The sequence below is a fragment of the Mesorhizobium sp. UC74_2 genome, from assembly GCF_042701485.1.
Taxonomy (GTDB): Bacteria; Pseudomonadota; Alphaproteobacteria; order Rhizobiales; family Rhizobiaceae; genus Mesorhizobium.
The window spans coordinates 1,027,006-1,044,035 of record NZ_CP170562.1 but is presented as its reverse complement, the minus strand read 5'-3'; the positions used below and the strand labels follow the sequence as shown (position 1 = coordinate 1,044,035).

Here is a 17,030-nt window from a genome sequence, read left to right as displayed (position 1 = left end):
AACCGACATCCGCCAAGGCTGACAAAAAGTCAATATTTGCATTGGTCCATGAGCTTTTTTTGTAGATAATACATTCAAAAATTGTCTACAATATTCTGCATGGACGGGAGACTCGAATGGAATTCAACTTCACAGAGATGGAGGCGGAGGGGCGTTATCGCCTGCTGACCAATTTTGTCGGCCCGCGCCCGATCGCGCTGGTGACCACGCGCTCTGCAACCGGGCGCAGCAATGCCGCGCCGATGAGTTTCTTCAACGTCTTCTCGCACGAGCCACCCATTGTCGTGCTGGGCATACAGCCGCGTCTGTCCGGCGAAGACAAGGACACTGTCGCCAATATCCGTCGCACCGGCGAGTTTGCGATCAACATGGTCGATATGGCGTTGTCGCAACAGATGCTCGTGTGCGGACTGGCATTCGAGACAGATGTCGATGAACTGGAGATATCCGGACTTCCCACGGCCCCTTGCCGGCAGATTGATGTCGACTTCGCCGCCAGTTCGCCCTGTGCCTTCGAATGCCGGGTGGAACGGCTGATCGAATATCCACGCCGTGTGCTGGTTCTGGGGCAGGTCGTGCACATGCATGTACAGCGCGATTGCCTCGACGAAGCCGGCCGCTACGTGAATCCCGAGACCTATCAGCCGATAGCCCGGTTGCACGCCGACAACTACATCACTTCCGACCGCCAGTTCGTGCTCAAGGCGCCTCCGATCTCTGAAGTCCTCAACACAGCCAAACGCGTGGGCCAGTAAAGTGCATATTCACCTGATCAATCCCAATTCGACGGCTTCCATGACCGCGCAAGCACTGGACAGCGCGCTGAAAGTCGCTAGCGCGGGCACGCGCGTGACCGCAGTCAACCCGGTCGGAACACCGGTGAGCATCGAAGGCTCCGCCGACGAAGCCCTGTCCGTGCCGGCCATGCTGCAGGAAATCCGCAAGGGCGAGACACAAGGCGTCGACGCCTATGTGATTGCCTGCTTCGACGACCCTGGTCTGCACGCTGCCCGTGAAATCGCGAGGGGACCGGTGATCGGCATCTGCCAGGCGGCCGTGCAGGTGGCCATGACGATCAGCCGGCGCTTTTCCGTCGTCACTACCCTGCCCCGCTCGGTCCCGATCATCGAGGACATCGTGCAGGCTTATGGCGCCGGTCATCATTGCCGCGCAGTGCATTCCATCGACCTGCCCGTGCTGGGACTGGAGGAAGATCCCGAAACCGCTGAACGGCTGCTGCTGGAGACGATTGAGCGGGCCAAGATAGAGGATCGCGCGGAGGCGATCATCCTGGGCTGCGCAGGCATGTCGAGCCTGTGCGACCGGCTGTCGGCCGCAACCGGCGTGCCGGTGATCGACGGCGTTACTGCCGCGTTGAAGATCGCCGAAGCCCTCGTCGGCGCGGGTTATGCGACCTCCAAGGTCAGCACCTACAACTACCCGCGTCCAAAAGGGCAATTCGCGGAACGCATGGAAAACGCGCCGATAAGGGCAAGCGTCTAAGGCACCTACCAGCTGAAATCATGCAAACACAAAGCGTTATGGCGCCTTCACGATTCAGCCTCTGAAGTTTCCGGATTGATCGGGAGGCCAGCTGGCGGCCTCCATCGATGAATGAGCGCGTGTCCGGCAAAAGCGAATGGCGCCGTCAGGCGCCAGGATCGGGCAGCACGATCGGTTCGCGGAACGTCCGGCTGATCTGCCCCCAGCCCGGATCATGCATATGCGCCTTGAGGCCGGCGCGATCCACCATCGCCTGCGCTTCGCGTTCGCCGAAATCGAGGGCTTGATCGACATCCACTGTCAACACACGTCCCTCCCTCATCAGGACCTTGCCATCGACGATCACCGTATCGACATCGCTGCCGACAACCTGATGAATGAGCCGGTGCACCACCATCCAGTTCGGCGCGAGATGCGGCTGGCGCATGTTGATGATGGCGACGTCCGCCTTCTTGCCGACTTCCAGCGAACCGATCTCGTGCGCCTTGCCGAGTGCCCTGGCGGCGTCGATCGTGATCATTTCGAGCACCTTGCCCGGTGGCAGCAGGTAGCGGTCGTTGTTGTTGAGCAGATGCTGCGTGAATTGCGCGAGACGCGCGATCTGGAACATGTCGAAATGTCGGCTGGGCGAAACGCCATCCGAAGTGATCGCCACCGGCACGCCTTTCGACATCATGTCCAGCAGCGGCACGGCGCGGCCGGGCGGCGCATGCGTCACATGTGTTCCGGTTGCAGCCAGGATATCAACCTCTTCGTGCGAAATGCCCCAGCAGTGCTGAAGGTGCACATCCGGACCGAGCAGCGCGTTTTCCTTGTCCTGGAAGGCCATGCGGATCTGACCGGCAAAGGCGTCGGAATGAATGCGAACGCCCCATTTGCGTGCGGTTTCACGCACCCTTCGCGCCTGCATGCGATCATCTTCCGTCAGCCTGACCGCAAGATCCGGCGTCGTCGGATTCGATGGGTCGAGAGACGGGACGATCGTGAACGGCGTCACAAACACATCGATGCGCCCGTCGGCACTGCCGTTGAGCGCCTCGATTGTCGCTTCGGTTCCCTCGATCATCTCCTCGAAGGAAACCTGCCGCCCCTGAGGCGCGCCGCTCTCCCACCGAGTGACCGCGTGCGGCCAGGGCAGCCCTGCCGGGCCGACGCAGACCACCTCCCGCAAGCCGATCTCTGAATAGGCCCTGGCGTGGTTGGTGGCGAAGACCGGATCGTCACTGCGCGGCATCGACGAAATGATGCTGACCCCGGTGGTAACGCCGGCCCGCAAGCGCTCCAGTCCGCCCACCAGCCCGTCCGCGTACCAATAGTCGCGGGTTGCATGATGGTAGTAGGTCGGCGTGACGATCCGCATCCACAGCGAATAGGTGTCGGCGGCTATCGAACGGATCAACGCATGACCGGCATGGCCGTGCGCATCAATGATGCCTGGAATGATGAGCTTGCCGCGGCAATCGACGATCTTCTTGTCCAGATGCCGAGGTTCGAGATCCTCCGCGGTCCCGATGTCGACAATCCTGTCGCCCAGGATAGCAACGGCACCATTTTCGATCACACGCCGGTCGGCATCGACGGTGACAATGGTTCCGTGAAGCAACAGCAGTCCGTTCACGTTTTCTCCTCCAAGGCGCTCCCGACCTTAGGTATTTTGCTACCCATTCATGCAATTTACGTCAACAATATTGTTGACAATTTTGTTGATCATGATGATTGTGAAAACCGAGTGAGGAACCTGGGAGGTGAACATGTCCTGCTTGAAAAGCTTGTTGGTCGGCGCAGTGGCCGTGGTGGCCCTGACGGCATCAGCCAATGCGGAAACGCTGCGCTGGGGCAGCCGCGCCGACATCTATTCGCTGGATCCGGACTCGGTGCCCTCGACCGCCAATCTGGCCTTCCTCAACCACATCTACGAAGGGCTGGTCCGCTACGACACCAACTTCAAGATCGAGCCGGCGCTCGCTACGGAATGGAAGCTGATCGACAACAAGACGTGGCGCTTCACCCTGCGCAAGGGCGTGAAGTTCCACGACGGCACCGACTTCACTGCCGACGATGTCATCGCTTCGCTCAAGCGCGTCAGCGACCCGACATCTCCCCTGCGCGGCAACATCCCGCTCTATGTGAACAGCACCAAGGTTGACGACTACACCGTCGATGTCGAGGTTTCGGCGCCGACATCGCTGTTCCTCAACGACATGACCAACATCTTCATGTTCAGCGCGAAATGGCTGAAGGACAACAATACCGAAAAGCCGACCGACGTCGCGACCAAGAGCGAGGGTTATGCTACCCACAACACCAACGGCACCGGCCCGTTCAAGCTGGAGAGCCGCACGCCGGACAGCAAGACCATCCTCGTGGTCAACGACAAGTGGTGGGATCAGAAGAAGCACAACATCGACCGCATCGAGTTCCTGCCGATCGCTTCGCCGGCCACGCGCGTAGCCGCCCTGCTCTCCGGCGAGGTCGATCTGGTCGACTCCGCGCCGATCCAGGATCTGCCTCGCCTCGAATCCTCGCCCGGCATCACCGTGAACAAACGCACCGAATTGCGCACCGTCTTCATCGGCTTCAACCGCAAGGAAAAGCTGGAAGACGGTCGCGAGAACCCCTTCAACGATCTGCGCGTGCGACAGGCTTTTGAAGCAGCCATCGACCGCGACCTGATCAACAAGAAGGTGATGCGAGGGCTGGCGCGCCCTTCGGGCTCTTTGATCGCTCCCGAAATCGCCGGCTACGCCAAGTCGCTCGATACGTACAGCCCAGCCGATCCGGCGCTTGCCAAGAAGCTTCTCGCGGAAGCCGGCAAGGAAGGCCTGAAATTCACCTACATGTGCACGAACGACGAGAGCATCAACGAAGAGGATTTCTGCGCCGGCATCACCAACATGCTGAAGCGCGCCGGCTTTGATCCGACAATCGACATCGCGCCGCGCGCCGTGCAGTCGCCGAAGCGTTCGAACGGCAAGGCCGACGTATTCAATCTGAGCTGGGCAAACGAGCCAACCCTCGATGCCTATTCCCTGCTCGCCCAGGTTCTCGAGACCAAGACCGGCAAGGTCGGCGTCTCCAACTATGGCGGCTGGTCTTATCCCGAACTCGACAAGCTGGTCGAGCAGGCGGTCCAGGAACCGGACAATGCCAAGCGGCTGCAACTCGAGGAGGCCGCGCTCAAGATAGCCAAGGACGACACGATCCTGATCCCCCTTCACCAGCAGCCCATCGCCTGGGCCATGCAGGCCAAGGTCAAGAGTGTCGACTTCCGGGCCGACAACAAACCTCGCCACTGGCTGACGCAGATGGGCAAGTGATCCGGTCCATCAAGAGACCCTAGCTTCAAACTCTTGGCGCTTCACCCCTAGAGCGTTTCCGTTTTTCACGGAAACGCGGAAACGCTCTAAGTTTTTTCGTCGCATTTTTGTAACGCCAAGTGATTCCACTTGGCTACAAAATGCTGGTGAAGCGCCATTTTCTTTTGGCATCCGTAGGTCGCGCTCGGTAGCGGACACGACTGATCAATCCGCGCATCGCTCTTTGAGCCCGGTCGGATCTTGAAGGAGAGCCGGGTCAGCCCTGGATCACCGGCAGGGACTTGGGTGCCAGTTCGCCTATAACGCGGCCGCGCGGATCGAAAAGGCCTGCCCGCGAACAAGCCCAATCCTGCAGCGCCTGCATTTCGCGCAATGCACCCTCATAGTCGATCCCGGTCAACCGGCCCTCATCGACTGTCAACTGCCCGTCGACATAGACACGCCGCACGGCGCGTTCGGCTGCACAGTGGAGCAGGCTGCGCAGCGGGTCGTAGACCGGACGCATAGTCGGCGCATCGAGATCGATCACGACCAGGTCCGCCTTGGCACCGACGCTCAACCTGCCAATGTCAGTGCGGCCCAGCGCGCGAGCACCGGCCAGCGTCGCGGCCTCGAAAACATCGCCAGTCGAGAGATCGAAGACGGTCCCGCCGCCGAGCCGCGAACAGATCAGCGCCTGCCGCATCTCCTCCAGCATGTTGAATGGATAGCTGTCGGTGCCGATGGCGACGTTGACGCCGGCGCGGCGGTAGGAGCCCAGCGTCTCCAGCGCCATGCCGCTGCGCGCGAAGGTGACCGGGCAATGCGCCACACTGGTGCTGCGCTCCGCCAAGGTCACCAGATCGGCACGCGTGCGCTGCCGCGTCCAGGAATGATGGTCGGTGAAGATGCAGTGTCCGATGATGACGTCCGGCCCAAGCACACCGAGCTGGTCGAGATATTGCACGGCGGTCAGGCCGGTGCGGCGCAGCAGTTCCTCGTGCTCGGCCATGGTCTGCGCGGCATGGACAGTGAGCCGCACGCCGCGCTTGCGCGCCCCATCGGCGGCATCGACCAGCAGATCCGGCCGGCAGGTCTCGACCTGCGACGGCGAGACGACGCCATCCAGCCGGCCGCTGGGATGGGCTCTGGCCTGGTCGACGAAGTCCAGCGCCTGCGCAAATGCATCACGGCCAGCCTGGTCATCCCATTCGAAGTCAAGGCGATGGCTGTCGTGGACCACCCAGTCGGCCTGGCGAAAGCCGGGCGCAAGATAGCCACGCACGCCGCTTTGCGCCGCGATATCGAGCCAGGCATCATGGATGCCGGCAATATCGAGCACCGTGGTCGCGCCGGAACGCATCAGATCGCCGAGCATGATGGTCAGGCAGGCCGCACGGGCATCCGCCCCGCCGTCGATCACCGAGGAATATTCGTACATGGCCTGCCCCCACAGGGCGGCGGTGCCGACATCCTCGAAGATGCTCTTCACCATGGGTTCGTCATGCGAATGGCAATGGATATCGATCAGTCCCGGCATGACCATGCGCGCCTTGCCGGATAATTCGGTGGTCGCCTGCCCCTCGAACCGCTCGCCGACGCAGAGCAGACCGGTTTTGTCGAATGCGACGTCGCCACCGTGACGATAGACCTGCCGATCATTGGCCGGGTCATAGGCAATGATGGTGTCGACGTCGCGGATGACCGTGATCTCAGTCATGACCTACCCTGAAGCGTTTTTCGAGAAAGCGGCTGTAAGCGCCCATCAGGGCACTGAAGACGAAGTAGACGACGGCCGCGAAGAGATAACCTTCCAGGACCGCAATGCCTTGCCAGTTGGGATCGCGCAGCGCGGTGCGGACAGTGTTCAGGAAATCCAGCAGGCCGACGATGGTGACAAGCGTCGTGTCCTGGAAGAAGCCGATGAACAGCGAAACCAGCGGAGGGATGACGGTCTTCAGCGCCTGGGGAATGATCACCAGGAAGGTGTATTGCCAATAATGCAGCCCGAGCGCCTGGGCGGCTTCGGTCTGGCCACGCGGCAGCGCCTGAAGCCCGGCGCGCACGATCTCGGCGATATAGGCGGCGGCAAACAGGATGATCGCGACCTGGGCCCGCAGCAGTTTGTCGATTGTCACGCCTTCCGGCATGAACAGAGGCAACATCACCGACGCCATGAACAGGATGCTGATCAGCGGCACGCCGCGCACCAGTTCAATGAAGGTTATCGCCAGAATACGGATGGCCGGCAGATTGGACAGCCGCGCCAGCGCGAGCAGGATACCGAGCGGCAGTGCCAGCACGAGCCCGATGAATGTCAGCATGAAGGAGAGCGGCAGTCCGCCCCATTGCGACGTCGGCACGGACGTCAGCCCGAATGCACCACCCGCCATCAGCACGAACAGCAGCGGCAAAAGCACGATCCAGCCGACGATCAAGGCGCGGCCCCACAGGCGTGGGATGCCGGAAATGGCCATGGCTGCGATGAACAGCAGCGTCGCGGCCAGCGGCCGCCACTGCTCGTCGAACGGATAGATCCCGAAAAGCATGTAGCGCAGCTTGTCGGCGAGATACGGCCAGCAGGCCCCGGCGGCGACCTTGCAGTCCTCCGGCGTGCCGATGAACACCGCATTGACCAGCAGCCAGGTGATCGCAGCCTTGGCGGCCAAGGCGAAGACGGCCAGACAGATCAGTGTCACCGCCGAATTGCCGGGCGTGCCGAAATAGGGCTGCAGCCTGCCGCTTCGGCGGTGCGGAGCGGGCAGATCGCTTGCGGTCATGGATTGCTCGCTCATGACTGACGCTCCTTGAGCGCGACATGTCCGTTGTACCAGTTCATGACGACCGAGGTGATGAGCGAGAGGATCAGATAAGTCAGCATGAACAGGGCAATCGGCTCGATCGCCTGTCCGGTCTGGTTCATGATGGTGTTGGAGACCATCACAAGGTCGGGATAGCCGATCGCGATCGCCAGCGAACTGTTCTTGAAGGTCGTCACGTAGATGTTGGTCAGCGGCGGCACGATGACCCTGAGTGCTTGCGGCAGGATAACGAGCCGCATCGCCTGGCCGTCCGAGAGACCGAGCGACTTGGCCGCCTCGCGCTGCCCCTTGCGGATCGCCAGGATGCCGCTGCGCACGATCTCGGCGACGCTGGCGGAGGCACTGAGCGCGAGGCCGACAAGCAACGCGACGAACTCAGGCTTCAGATGTGCCCCGCCGGTCAGGCGAAATTTGCCCAGCACTGGCCAGTCGACCTCGCCGCTGATGTCGAAAAGCAGTGCGGCAGCAACAACCGGCAGCACCAGCAGCGCGACGGCCACCGGCCAGCCAGGAAGCGCCCTGCCCGTCGTGATGCGCCTGTGGCGCACGACCTTGAACCAGACGATGGCAGCGGCAATGCCGATGGCGAACGCGGCCGCGGCGACCCAGAAACCGGAATTCCAGATAATGGCCGGCACGACCAGGCCGCTGTTCGAGACATAGACGCCGGGCAGCAGCGTGATGGCTTGCCTGACTGGCGGCAGCGTGAAGATGATGACCGAGTACCAGAGGAAAAGATAAAGCAGCAGCGGCACGTTGCGCAGCGCTTCGACGTAAAACAGCATCAGCCGCGACAGAAGCGGGTTGCTGGACAGCCGCGCGATGCCGACCAGCGTACCGATAATGGTGCTGAAGACGATGGCGAGCAGCGCGACCTTGACTGTGTTGAGCAGACCGACGAGCAGCGCTCGCGCATAGCTGTCCGATGGTTCGTAGGTGATCGGTGTTTCGCTGATGACGAAGCCGGCCTCGCGGCTGAGATAGCCGAAACCGGTCGCTATGTCCTGCTTGGCGAGATTGGCGAGCGCATTGCTGAGCAGGTACCAGCCGACGGCAATGACCGCCGCCACGCAGATGACCTGATAAGCGAGCTCACGGACGCGCCGGTTTCGCAGCAGAACAATGGGCGACACGCCGTGTTCCCCTTCGGAAGGTCTGGTTGAGAAGTATGGCGCATGTCGATGGACATGCGCCATGTCAGGTGATCGGCTTACCGGAAGGGCGGCGGATAGAGCAGGCCGCCCTGGTTCCACAACATGTTCGGGCCGCGGCTCAGGCCGAGCGCGGTCTTCTCGCCAAGGTTGCGGTCGAAGACTTCGGCATAGTTGCCGACCTGCTTGATGACATTGTAGCCCCACTTCTTGTCGAGGCCGAGCATCGGGCCAAGGTCGTCTGTTCCGCCCAGCATGCGCTGGATTTCCGGATCCGCACTTTTTGCCTGTTCGTCGACATTGGCCTGCGTGATGCCCTTTTCCTCGGCGGCCATCATCATCCAGATCGACCAGGAGACGATATCGCGCCAGTTTGAATCATTCTGGCGCACGGCCGGTGCCAGCGGCTCCTTCGAGATCGTCTCCGGCAGGATCACGTAATCGCCCGGGCTCTTCGAACCGGCACGGATGGAAGCGAGATCGGACCGGTCCGAAGAGACGGCATCGCAACGGCCGGAGAAGAAGGCGTTGTTGTTTTCGTCCGGGTTCTCGAACACCACCAGTTCGAACTTCTTGCCGGTCGTACGGAAGAAGTCGGCCAGGTTCTGCGCCGTTGTGGTGCCCGGCAAGGTACAGATCGCCGCGCCGTCGAGTTCCTTGGCGCTGTTGATGCCGAGGCTCTTTGCCACCATCAAGCCCTGGCCGTCATAGAACACCGTGGGGCCGAAATCGATGCCGAGCGAGGCTTCGCGTGAGTAGGTCATCGTCGTCTGGCGCGACAGAATGTCGATCTCACCCGACTGCAGCACCTGGAAACGCGTGTTGATGTTGGTCATCACGAAGTCGACCTTGTTCGGATCTCCGAACACGGCGCTCGCCACGGCGCGACACACGTCGACGTCAAAACCCGCAAACTTGCCCTGCGCATCGGCCAACGCAAAGCCGGTCGTACCCATCGAAACGCCGCAGATGAGTTTGCCGCGTGCTTTCACCGTCTCCAGCGTTGACGCAGCCTGTGCTGCGACAACGGAAGTGCCCAAAAGCAGCGCGGCAGCCGCGACGCGGCGTGCCGTCCGAAATAGTGCCATTTTGTCCTCCCAAGCGGTCTGACGGAATCTCCGTCGACCGTCACCTTTTTCAACGCGACGATCCAACCAAATTGCCGACAATTCTTCAACAAAATAATCGACAATAATTGTAATCAATCGCGGAAACCCTGAAACCGGGCTCCAGCCCGGGCGATGGCCAGTTGTTCCTTTAGCTATGCCGCGCAAACTGCCACAATGGTCCGATGACACCCAGCCAACGTCCGATCCTGGAGAGGCCTGCCGCCCTGATCGCCATCTGGTGCCTGCTGCTGTTCATCACAGCCGGAGCACTGGCAGCGTGGCAATATCGGACGCTTGTCGCAGAACTCGAGCAGGAGAGTTTCGCGCTGCACAGGCTCGCATCGCAGCGAGCCGACCAGCACGATGCCCATATGACGGCACTTTCCGCCATCGCGGTCGCATCCGACGGGCGCAGCTTCGACCTGTTCCTCGACGTGGCATCGACCATCGCGCGCTTTTACCCGCGCATCGACGAGATCCAGCTCGTTCCGCTGGACCCGCGGGCCGCGATCGTTGGCACGGCACCGCTCGATCCAGTCACGGCTGAACGCATCCGCGCCGCAGCCAGGACCTCAACCGGCCAGATAATGCTGCTGCCGCACCCTGGTCAGCCCGATCATTACATCATGGTGAAGCGCAGCCCCAACAGTGACGCCGCGCGCTACGGACTGATGCTGGGTATCGACGCCGGCAAGCTGATCGGCGACGAGGCGCCCTTCTGGTCACGGCCCGGCGTGACCATTCAGCTATCCCTGCCCGGTGGTCATGCTCTGGTCGGCCCATCGGCTCAGCCAACCGCCGTCCGTTTCTCCAGGCCACTCGGCAGCGCCTCGCAGCCTCTGACCCTGGAGACGGGCATGGAGATCGGCATCGGCGATCTGCTCCCTCCTCTGCGCACGGGTCTGGTGCTGCTTGTCGTAAGCCTCGCCTGCCTTGCAGCGCTGGCCGGGTTGCGTCAGCGCGCACGCACACGCGCCGCAGTTGAACAGGCGCGTCTTGCCGCCCTGGAATCGCGCCTTTCCCATGCCTCCCGCGTCAATGCGCTCGGCGAAATGGCCAGCGGCATGGCGCATGAGCTGACGCAACCGCTTACCGCGATCCTGGCGCAGGCGCAGGCCGGGCGTCGGCTGGCCGGCCGAGGCGACGCTGCCGCACTTGAGCCGATTCTGGAGGATACCATCACCCAGGCGAAGCGCGCTTCCGCCATCCTGGAGCGCTTTCGCAACTGGTCACGGCCTCAGAAGACCTTGGCGGAAACATTCGATCTGCGCCAGGCTCTGACCAACGTGCAGACATTGTTGGAGCCGGACGCCGCATCGCGCGGTATCCAGCTCGATGTCGATGTCCCCGACAGGCCGGTGGTCGTGCTTGCGGACCCCGTCGAAATGGAACAGGTCGCATTCAATCTCGTACGCAACGCGATGGACGCTCTGGATCAGGAGCGAAGAGATACGGGACGCGTGACGATGCGCTTGAAAGACGACGGTTCCCGAGCCGTCTTTGAAGTCAGCGACAACGGTCCTGGCGTGCCGGAAACAATGCAGTCGAGGCTGTTCACCCCCTTCGCCACGACCCGGGCCGATGGCACCGGCCTGGGCCTGGCGCTCAGCCAACGCCTGGTCGAGCGCGCCAATGGCGAAATTGCGTTGGTCGACAACGGTCCGGGTGCGACTTTCAGGGTCGTGCTGCCGCGCAAAAAGGAAAACGCGGAGGCAGCCCAATGAGCAGTCCCGTCTATCTGGTCGACGACGACGAAGCCGTTCGCAGGGCCCTTGGCCTGCTGCTTTCCACGGTGGGCGTGACCGTTACCGGCTTCGCCGATCCGCAGGCATTCCTGGCACAGGTCGCCCGGCTTGAGCCTGGCTGCCTCATCCTGGATATCCGCATGCCGGTCATCTCTGGGTTGAAGCTGCAGGAAAAACTGACGGAACAGGGTGTGGACTGGCCCACCATCGTCATTTCCGGCCATGGCGACATCGAGGCCTGCCGGCGCGCCTTCCGCAACGGCGCCGTCGATTTCCTGTCGAAACCCATCGACGAGCAGGATCTGATCGACGCGATCCAGAAAGGCCAGCAGGTTCTGGAGCGTACCTTGCGAAGACGTGCCGAAACGGCCGAGACGATCACCTTGCTGGCCGCGCTGACGGCGCGGGAAAGCGAGGTGCTCGACCGTATCGCCTCCGGTTTCACCACCCGGCAGATCGCCGAGGGGCTTGGCCTGTCGCCGCGCACCGTGGAGAGCCATCGCGCAGCGATCGGCGCCAAGCTCGGCACGACATCGCAGGCCGAGATGACCAGGCTGTGGCTGGAAGGGCGTGAAACTCCGTAGAACTACGGAGATCGCCGCAAGCCCTACGAATACCGGCTGCACCGATCGAACGGTATCTTTTCCACATCAACTGGACAGGAGACCAAGATGATCCGCACTCTCGTACTTGCAGCAGCCCTCGTCGCCCCGCTTGCCGCCACCGCGCAGGAACTGCCGACGACCCCTTACCTGCCGCTCAACCTGGCGACCAAGGCCGCTGACGCGGCGCTCAAGGCCTGCGTTGCCGAGGGCCACAATGTCAGCGTCGCCATCGTGGCGCGCGACGGTGCAACCAAGATCCTGCTGAAGGGGGACAATTCCGGCCCGCACACCGGTGCAAGTGCGCAGGGCAAGGCCTTCACGTCGGCAGCACTCGGCCGCGACACGGCAGGGCTGGCGGAATTCATCGCCGGCAAGCCGGCCAATGAAGGCATGCGCGATATGGACAGTCGCATGGTGATCCAGGCTGGCGGCCTGCCGGTCAAGTTCGGCAAGGCCCTGGTCGGCGGCATCGGTGTGGGTGGCGCTCCCTCAGGCGACATCGACGCGAAGTGTGCGGCGGCCGGGCTGAAGGCAATAGGCGCAGCCGAGTAATATCCGGATACCGAAAACACTGCCGGCGGGTCGCCCGCCGGCAGTGACCGTTCAGTTATGACTTCTGGACCTTCGCCTTGTATTCCGAATCCAGCGACAGTGCGTGGAACAGGAAGGGCCGGTTCACATAGTGGAAGCCGAGCGGACAGTGCCTGACGCCGGCCGGGATGTAGATCGAGCCCGACTTGTTGATGATGCGGCGCTCGCCTTCGATGTCGATATAGAGTTCGGCGCCGAGGTCCTGCGGGTTTTCCGGGTCGTTGCCGGTCCATATCAGGACCTCGTCATAGTCATGGACATGCTCCGACACCCAATGCAGGTGGCGGTTGAACGGCGTAATCCAGATATGGGTCATGTGGATCTTCGCGTTGGGCTGCACCAGTGTGCCGACCAGCTCGAAGCCACCCGTATTCGGTGGATTCTCGAGATCGGCGAGTGCTCCCTCGGCGGTAAAGTCTACCTGCAGCAACGGCAGCGTGTCGTTGAGCAGACCGTCAAAATGGCTCATCATCTTCTCCTCTTGATGAACGGAAATCCTCACATTCGCCGCGAGCCGGCTGCGGATTGCTTCGGCGCGATGATGTCGAGATCGGCGGCTTCGGTCGGCAATTGCAGTGTGTTGGCAAGCAGCGATTGAGTGTAGGGATGGCTGGGCGCACTCAGGACCCTGCCAGCCTCACCCTGTTCGACGACGCGACCGGCGCTGAGCACGGCGACGGTGTCGGCGATGTTGCGCACCACCGCCAGGTCATGCGTGACAAAGAGCATGCCGAGACCGTCGGCGAGCAGACTACGCAACAACTCGATCACCGAGGCCTGCACCGATACGTCGAGTGACGACGTCACCTCGTCGCACAGCAGCACGCCGGGATTGGCGACCAGCGCACGGGCAATGGCCACGCGCTGGCGCTGACCGCCCGAAAGCTCGGCCGGATAGCGCATGGCAAGATCGGGCGAGATGCCGACCCGTTCAAGCGCCTCTGCGATTGTAGCGCCAGACCGGTCGCCACCTGCCTCCGGTCTGTTGGCCAACGCGGCCATCAGGCTCTGGCCGATCGTGCGGCGCGGATTGAGCGAAGCGTTCGGGTTCTGGAAAATGTATTGCAGCCGCTGGCGGGCGTGCCGGTCGCGCTCGCCGACAGTGAGCGGCAACGGCTTGCCGTCGAGGCGGAATTCACCTCGGACGTTGCCGTGCAGCCCGATCAGGCAGCGCGACAGGGTCGACTTGCCGCTGCCGGACTCGCCAACCACTGCCAGGCACCGGCCCGGTTCCACCTTGAGGCCGACGTCGAACAGGATCTGGCGATGGCCGTAGAAGGCGTTGACGCCGTCCGCCTGCAGCACCGCCGAGTTGTTCGCAACCTGCTTGTCGGAATGACCAATGCTTGGCGGGCGTATCTCGAATGTCCCAGCCAGGTCGGAGCGAACGCATCGCACCTGAGTGCCGCCAACCAGCCGCAGCGCTGGCCGGATATTGCAGGCCTCGACAACGTGGTCGCAACGGTCCGAAAAGATGCAGCCATCGGGTGCCTCGCCGACCGCCGGCACGCGTCCGCGGATCGGCCGCAACGCCTGGCGCACCTGTAGCGAAGGAACGGCGTCCAGCAAGGCACGCGTGTAAGGATGGCGTGGCGCCGCCAGAACCTCCGTCATCCTGCCCTGTTCGACCACCTGGCCGCCATACATCACCGTGACGTGGTCGGCGACATTGGCGATCACCGCGAGATCGTGGCTGACATAGATCGCGGTCAGGTCATCCGAAATGCAAAGCTGGCGGATCAGGTCCAGCACCTTGGCGCGAGTCGAGACGTCGAGCCCGGTTGTCGGCTCGTCGAGGATGATCAGCCTGGGCTTGGCGATCACCGCCATGGCGATCGCGATGCGCTGCTGCTGCCCACCTGAGAGCTGCCGCGGACGGCGCTGCAGGAAAGCCGCGTCATCGGGCAGGCCGACCTTGCGCAATATCTCCCGCGCACGGATTGTCTTTTCGGCCTTGCTGCCTGCCAACCCCTCGGTCAGCAGCGTGCCGAGCGAAAGCATCGGGTTCAGTGCCGCGCCGGGATCCTGCGCGACATAGGCGACGACCTCGCGCCGCGCCTTGCGCAGGCTTGCTGTGTCGAGTTGCAGCATGTCGGTGTCGGCCACGCGCACCGAACCACCCGAGATGCGCACGCCACGCCGCGCATAGGCAAGCAGCGCCAACGCCAGCGTCGATTTTCCGGAACCGGATTCGCCAACGATGCCCATCACTTCGCCCTGCTCGAGGCTCAGGGAAACGTCCTCGATGATCGGCGCGCCGTCGGTGCGCTCGACGGTCAGCCCCGCGGCTTTCAATACCGTCGTCATGCCTTGCCTTCCGTCCGGGCCATCACCCGCGCAGCGCCTTCGGCGATCAGCCCACCGCCGATCGTGTAAAGGATGATCATCAGGATCGGCGCGAGCACGGCAAAGGGCTGGGTACCGAGGCCGGTGCCGTTTTCACTGACCATCAGCCCCCAGTCGGCCGCCGGTGGCTGGATGCCGTAGCCTATGAAACTCATCGAAGAGAGGATGCCAACCGACCAGCTCAGCCTGAGACCCAGTTCGACCAGCAGCGGCGAAGAAACGTTGGGCAGCAATTCGCGCAGGATGATCACGGAACCCGGCGTGCCAACGGCCTTGGCCCACAGCACATACTCCCGGTCGAGAAGCGGAATGGCAGCACCTCGGATGACGCGGGCAACGCCCGGCATCAGGGTCAGAACCACCAGCCCCACCAGCAGGATAGGCTGCGGCCCGAACACCGAGACGCACAGAAGGGTCAGGAGAATGCCCGGGAAGGCCAGCAGCACATCCAGCGACCGCATCAGCACCAGATCGGTCCAGCCGCGATAATAGGCCGTCACCAGGGCAACGGCAGTGCCGATCACGACACTGAGCAGGGCTGAGACCGGAGCCATCCAGGCGAGGTACACGCCACCCGAAAGCACACGCGACAGCACATCGCGTCCAAGGTTGTCGGTGCCGAGCCAGGCCGCCGCCGAAGGCGCATCATAGGGTTTGCCCACCGGCGCGGCCGGATCGTATGGCGCGACAATGGGGCCGATGACGACCAGCGCGGTCATCGCTGCCAGCAGGATCACACCCCAGCGTACCTGGGCGGATGCCCAAAGCCGCCACCAGCCGCTGGCTGGACGCCGGCGAACCGGTTGATGTGTCGTCAGTGTCATTTCCACGTCGGTACTCACGCCTTGGACTGCCTCTGGCCGGCCGCCTCGTCCCGCTGGGCAAGCGAGTCGGCAATCAGATTGAAGATGAAATAGGCCGAGGCGATCACCAGGACATTGGCCTGGATGACCGGCAGGTCGCGGTTGGTGACGGCGTCGACCAGAGCGCTGCCGACGCCGGGATACGCGAACAGGTATTCCACCACGACAACCCCGCCGACCGTGAAGGCCGCGACAAGACTGGCCGCCGGGATGATCGGCGCCACCGCGTTGGGCAGGGCATGCCGAAACAGGATTCGGCCCGGTGACAGACCTTTCAGCTCGGCAGTCTGGATGTACTCGGTCGCCATCACGTCGATGACCGCAACGCGCACCAGCCTGGCGAGGTACATCACACCCGGAATGATCACCGTCGTCGCCGGCAGCACCAGCGCATCAGGGTAGGAAAACGGCGAATCTCCCGGCGGGATGAACGAAACCGCCGGCAGAACATGCAGTATTGTTGTCGCGAAAAGCGCGACCAGCACCGTGCCGGTGACGAAGTCGGGAACGGCATTGGCAACCATCGACATGCCGAGGAAGAGCTTGTCGACAAAGCCGTCGCGAAACTGAGCGGCTATCACCCCGACCAGCAGCGACAACGGCAGCATGACGGCGAGAGCAACCCCACTCAGGGTCGCCGAATTGCGAACCCCGAGCGCGAGCAGGTCCGCCACCGGCTGCCCGTTGGAGAGGGACGTTCCCCAGTCGCCGCGCAGGATACCGCCCAGCCAGATCAGGTATTGCCACCATAGCGGCTGGTCGAGCCCAAGCTGGACACGAAGCGAATCCAGCTGCTCCTGCGTTGCGCTCTGGCCGAGGATCATGTTGGCGACGTCACCCGGCAAGGCGCGAGCCGCGAGGAAGATCAGCAATGACACCGCAAGCAGCGTCAGCACCCCTTGCAGCAATCGTGCAAGCAATGGCTGCAGCCGGGCAAAAACCCCGATTGTTGCGTTGTCGCTCTGGCTATCGACTGTCATCGAACGCTCTTCCCCGCGC

The 17,030-nt window shown here is 62.7% G+C and carries 15 protein-coding genes; 6 read left to right on the top strand and 9 right to left on the bottom strand.

The genetic code is table 11. The features are described 5' to 3' along the window. Positions 1-116: 116 nt before the first annotated feature. On the top strand, positions 117-755 hold the full coding sequence (locus ACFJIU_RS04950) for a flavin reductase family protein (protein ID WP_379068169.1): 639 nt from the start codon (positions 117-119) through the stop codon (positions 753-755). 1 nt (position 756) lies between these two features. Then, complete coding sequence (locus ACFJIU_RS04945; RefSeq protein ID WP_379068167.1) at positions 757-1,503, top strand: aspartate/glutamate racemase family protein; 747 nt, start codon at positions 757-759, stop codon at positions 1,501-1,503. 145 nt (positions 1,504-1,648) lie between these two features. Here the strand turns inward: ACFJIU_RS04945 and ACFJIU_RS04940 are convergent, their stop codons facing one another. Further along, positions 1,649-3,121 carry an amidohydrolase family protein gene (locus ACFJIU_RS04940; protein ID WP_379068164.1) on the bottom strand — a complete coding sequence of 491 codons (1,473 nt, stop codon included), beginning with the start codon at positions 3,119-3,121 and terminating at the stop codon, positions 1,649-1,651. Positions 3,122-3,254: 133 nt separating this feature from the next. Between ACFJIU_RS04940 and ACFJIU_RS04935 the strand changes: the two genes are divergently transcribed. After that, on the top strand, positions 3,255-4,820 hold the full coding sequence (locus ACFJIU_RS04935; RefSeq protein WP_379068162.1) for an ABC transporter substrate-binding protein: 1,566 nt from the start codon (positions 3,255-3,257) through the stop codon (positions 4,818-4,820). A gap of 256 nt (positions 4,821-5,076) precedes the next feature. On the opposite strand, the gene ACFJIU_RS04930 is transcribed toward ACFJIU_RS04935, so the two are convergent. From ACFJIU_RS04930 to ACFJIU_RS04915, 4 genes are all read right to left on the bottom strand, one after another. Further along, on the bottom strand, positions 5,077-6,519 hold the full coding sequence (locus tag ACFJIU_RS04930) for an amidohydrolase family protein (RefSeq protein WP_379068159.1): 1,443 nt from the start codon (positions 6,517-6,519) through the stop codon (positions 5,077-5,079). Then, positions 6,512-7,594: an amino acid ABC transporter permease gene (locus ACFJIU_RS04925; protein ID WP_379068156.1), complete on the bottom strand. Its 1,083-nt coding sequence runs from the start codon at positions 7,592-7,594 to the stop codon at positions 6,512-6,514. The genes ACFJIU_RS04930 and ACFJIU_RS04925 overlap by 8 nt, the downstream gene beginning before the upstream one ends. Beyond that, complete coding sequence (locus ACFJIU_RS04920; RefSeq protein WP_379068153.1) at positions 7,591-8,754, bottom strand: amino acid ABC transporter permease; 1,164 nt, start codon at positions 8,752-8,754, stop codon at positions 7,591-7,593. The genes ACFJIU_RS04925 and ACFJIU_RS04920 overlap by 4 nt, the downstream gene beginning before the upstream one ends. Positions 8,755-8,831: 77 nt before the next feature. After that, positions 8,832-9,860 carry an amino acid ABC transporter substrate-binding protein gene (locus tag ACFJIU_RS04915; RefSeq protein WP_379068150.1) on the bottom strand — a complete coding sequence of 343 codons (1,029 nt, stop codon included), beginning with the start codon at positions 9,858-9,860 and terminating at the stop codon, positions 8,832-8,834. A 203-nt stretch (positions 9,861-10,063) separates the two neighbouring features. On the opposite strand from ACFJIU_RS04915, the gene ACFJIU_RS04910 reads away from it, so the two are divergent. From ACFJIU_RS04910 to ACFJIU_RS04900, 3 genes are all read left to right on the top strand, one after another. After that, complete coding sequence (locus ACFJIU_RS04910; protein WP_379068147.1) at positions 10,064-11,605, top strand: sensor histidine kinase; 1,542 nt, start codon at positions 10,064-10,066, stop codon at positions 11,603-11,605. Next, a complete protein-coding gene (locus tag ACFJIU_RS04905) occupies positions 11,602-12,210 on the top strand; it encodes a response regulator transcription factor (protein WP_379068144.1) in 609 nt (202 codons plus the stop codon). The genes ACFJIU_RS04910 and ACFJIU_RS04905 overlap by 4 nt, the downstream gene beginning before the upstream one ends. A gap of 87 nt (positions 12,211-12,297) precedes the next feature. Continuing rightward, complete coding sequence (locus tag ACFJIU_RS04900) at positions 12,298-12,783, top strand: heme-binding protein (protein WP_379068142.1); 486 nt, start codon at positions 12,298-12,300, stop codon at positions 12,781-12,783. Between the two features lie 55 nt (positions 12,784-12,838). Here the strand turns inward: ACFJIU_RS04900 and ACFJIU_RS04895 are convergent, their stop codons facing one another. Genes ACFJIU_RS04895 through ACFJIU_RS04880 form a run of 4 tightly spaced genes read right to left on the bottom strand, consistent with a single transcriptional unit; the run spans position 12,839 to position 17,011 of the window. Then, the gene (locus ACFJIU_RS04895; RefSeq protein WP_379068139.1) at positions 12,839-13,294 is read right to left on the bottom strand and encodes a hypothetical protein; all 456 of its coding nucleotides are present in this window, start codon (positions 13,292-13,294) and stop codon (positions 12,839-12,841) included. Positions 13,295-13,320: 26 nt separating this feature from the next. Further along, the gene (locus tag ACFJIU_RS04890) at positions 13,321-15,129 is read right to left on the bottom strand and encodes an ABC transporter ATP-binding protein (RefSeq protein ID WP_379068136.1); all 1,809 of its coding nucleotides are present in this window, start codon (positions 15,127-15,129) and stop codon (positions 13,321-13,323) included. Then, on the bottom strand, positions 15,126-16,010 hold the full coding sequence (locus ACFJIU_RS04885) for an ABC transporter permease (RefSeq protein ID WP_379068133.1): 885 nt from the start codon (positions 16,008-16,010) through the stop codon (positions 15,126-15,128). Before ACFJIU_RS04885 ends, ACFJIU_RS04890 begins: the two co-directional genes overlap by 4 nt. Beyond that, positions 16,007-17,011 carry an ABC transporter permease gene (locus tag ACFJIU_RS04880; protein ID WP_379068130.1) on the bottom strand — a complete coding sequence of 335 codons (1,005 nt, stop codon included), beginning with the start codon at positions 17,009-17,011 and terminating at the stop codon, positions 16,007-16,009. Before ACFJIU_RS04880 ends, ACFJIU_RS04885 begins: the two co-directional genes overlap by 4 nt. Between the last annotated feature and the right edge of the window lie 19 nt (positions 17,012-17,030).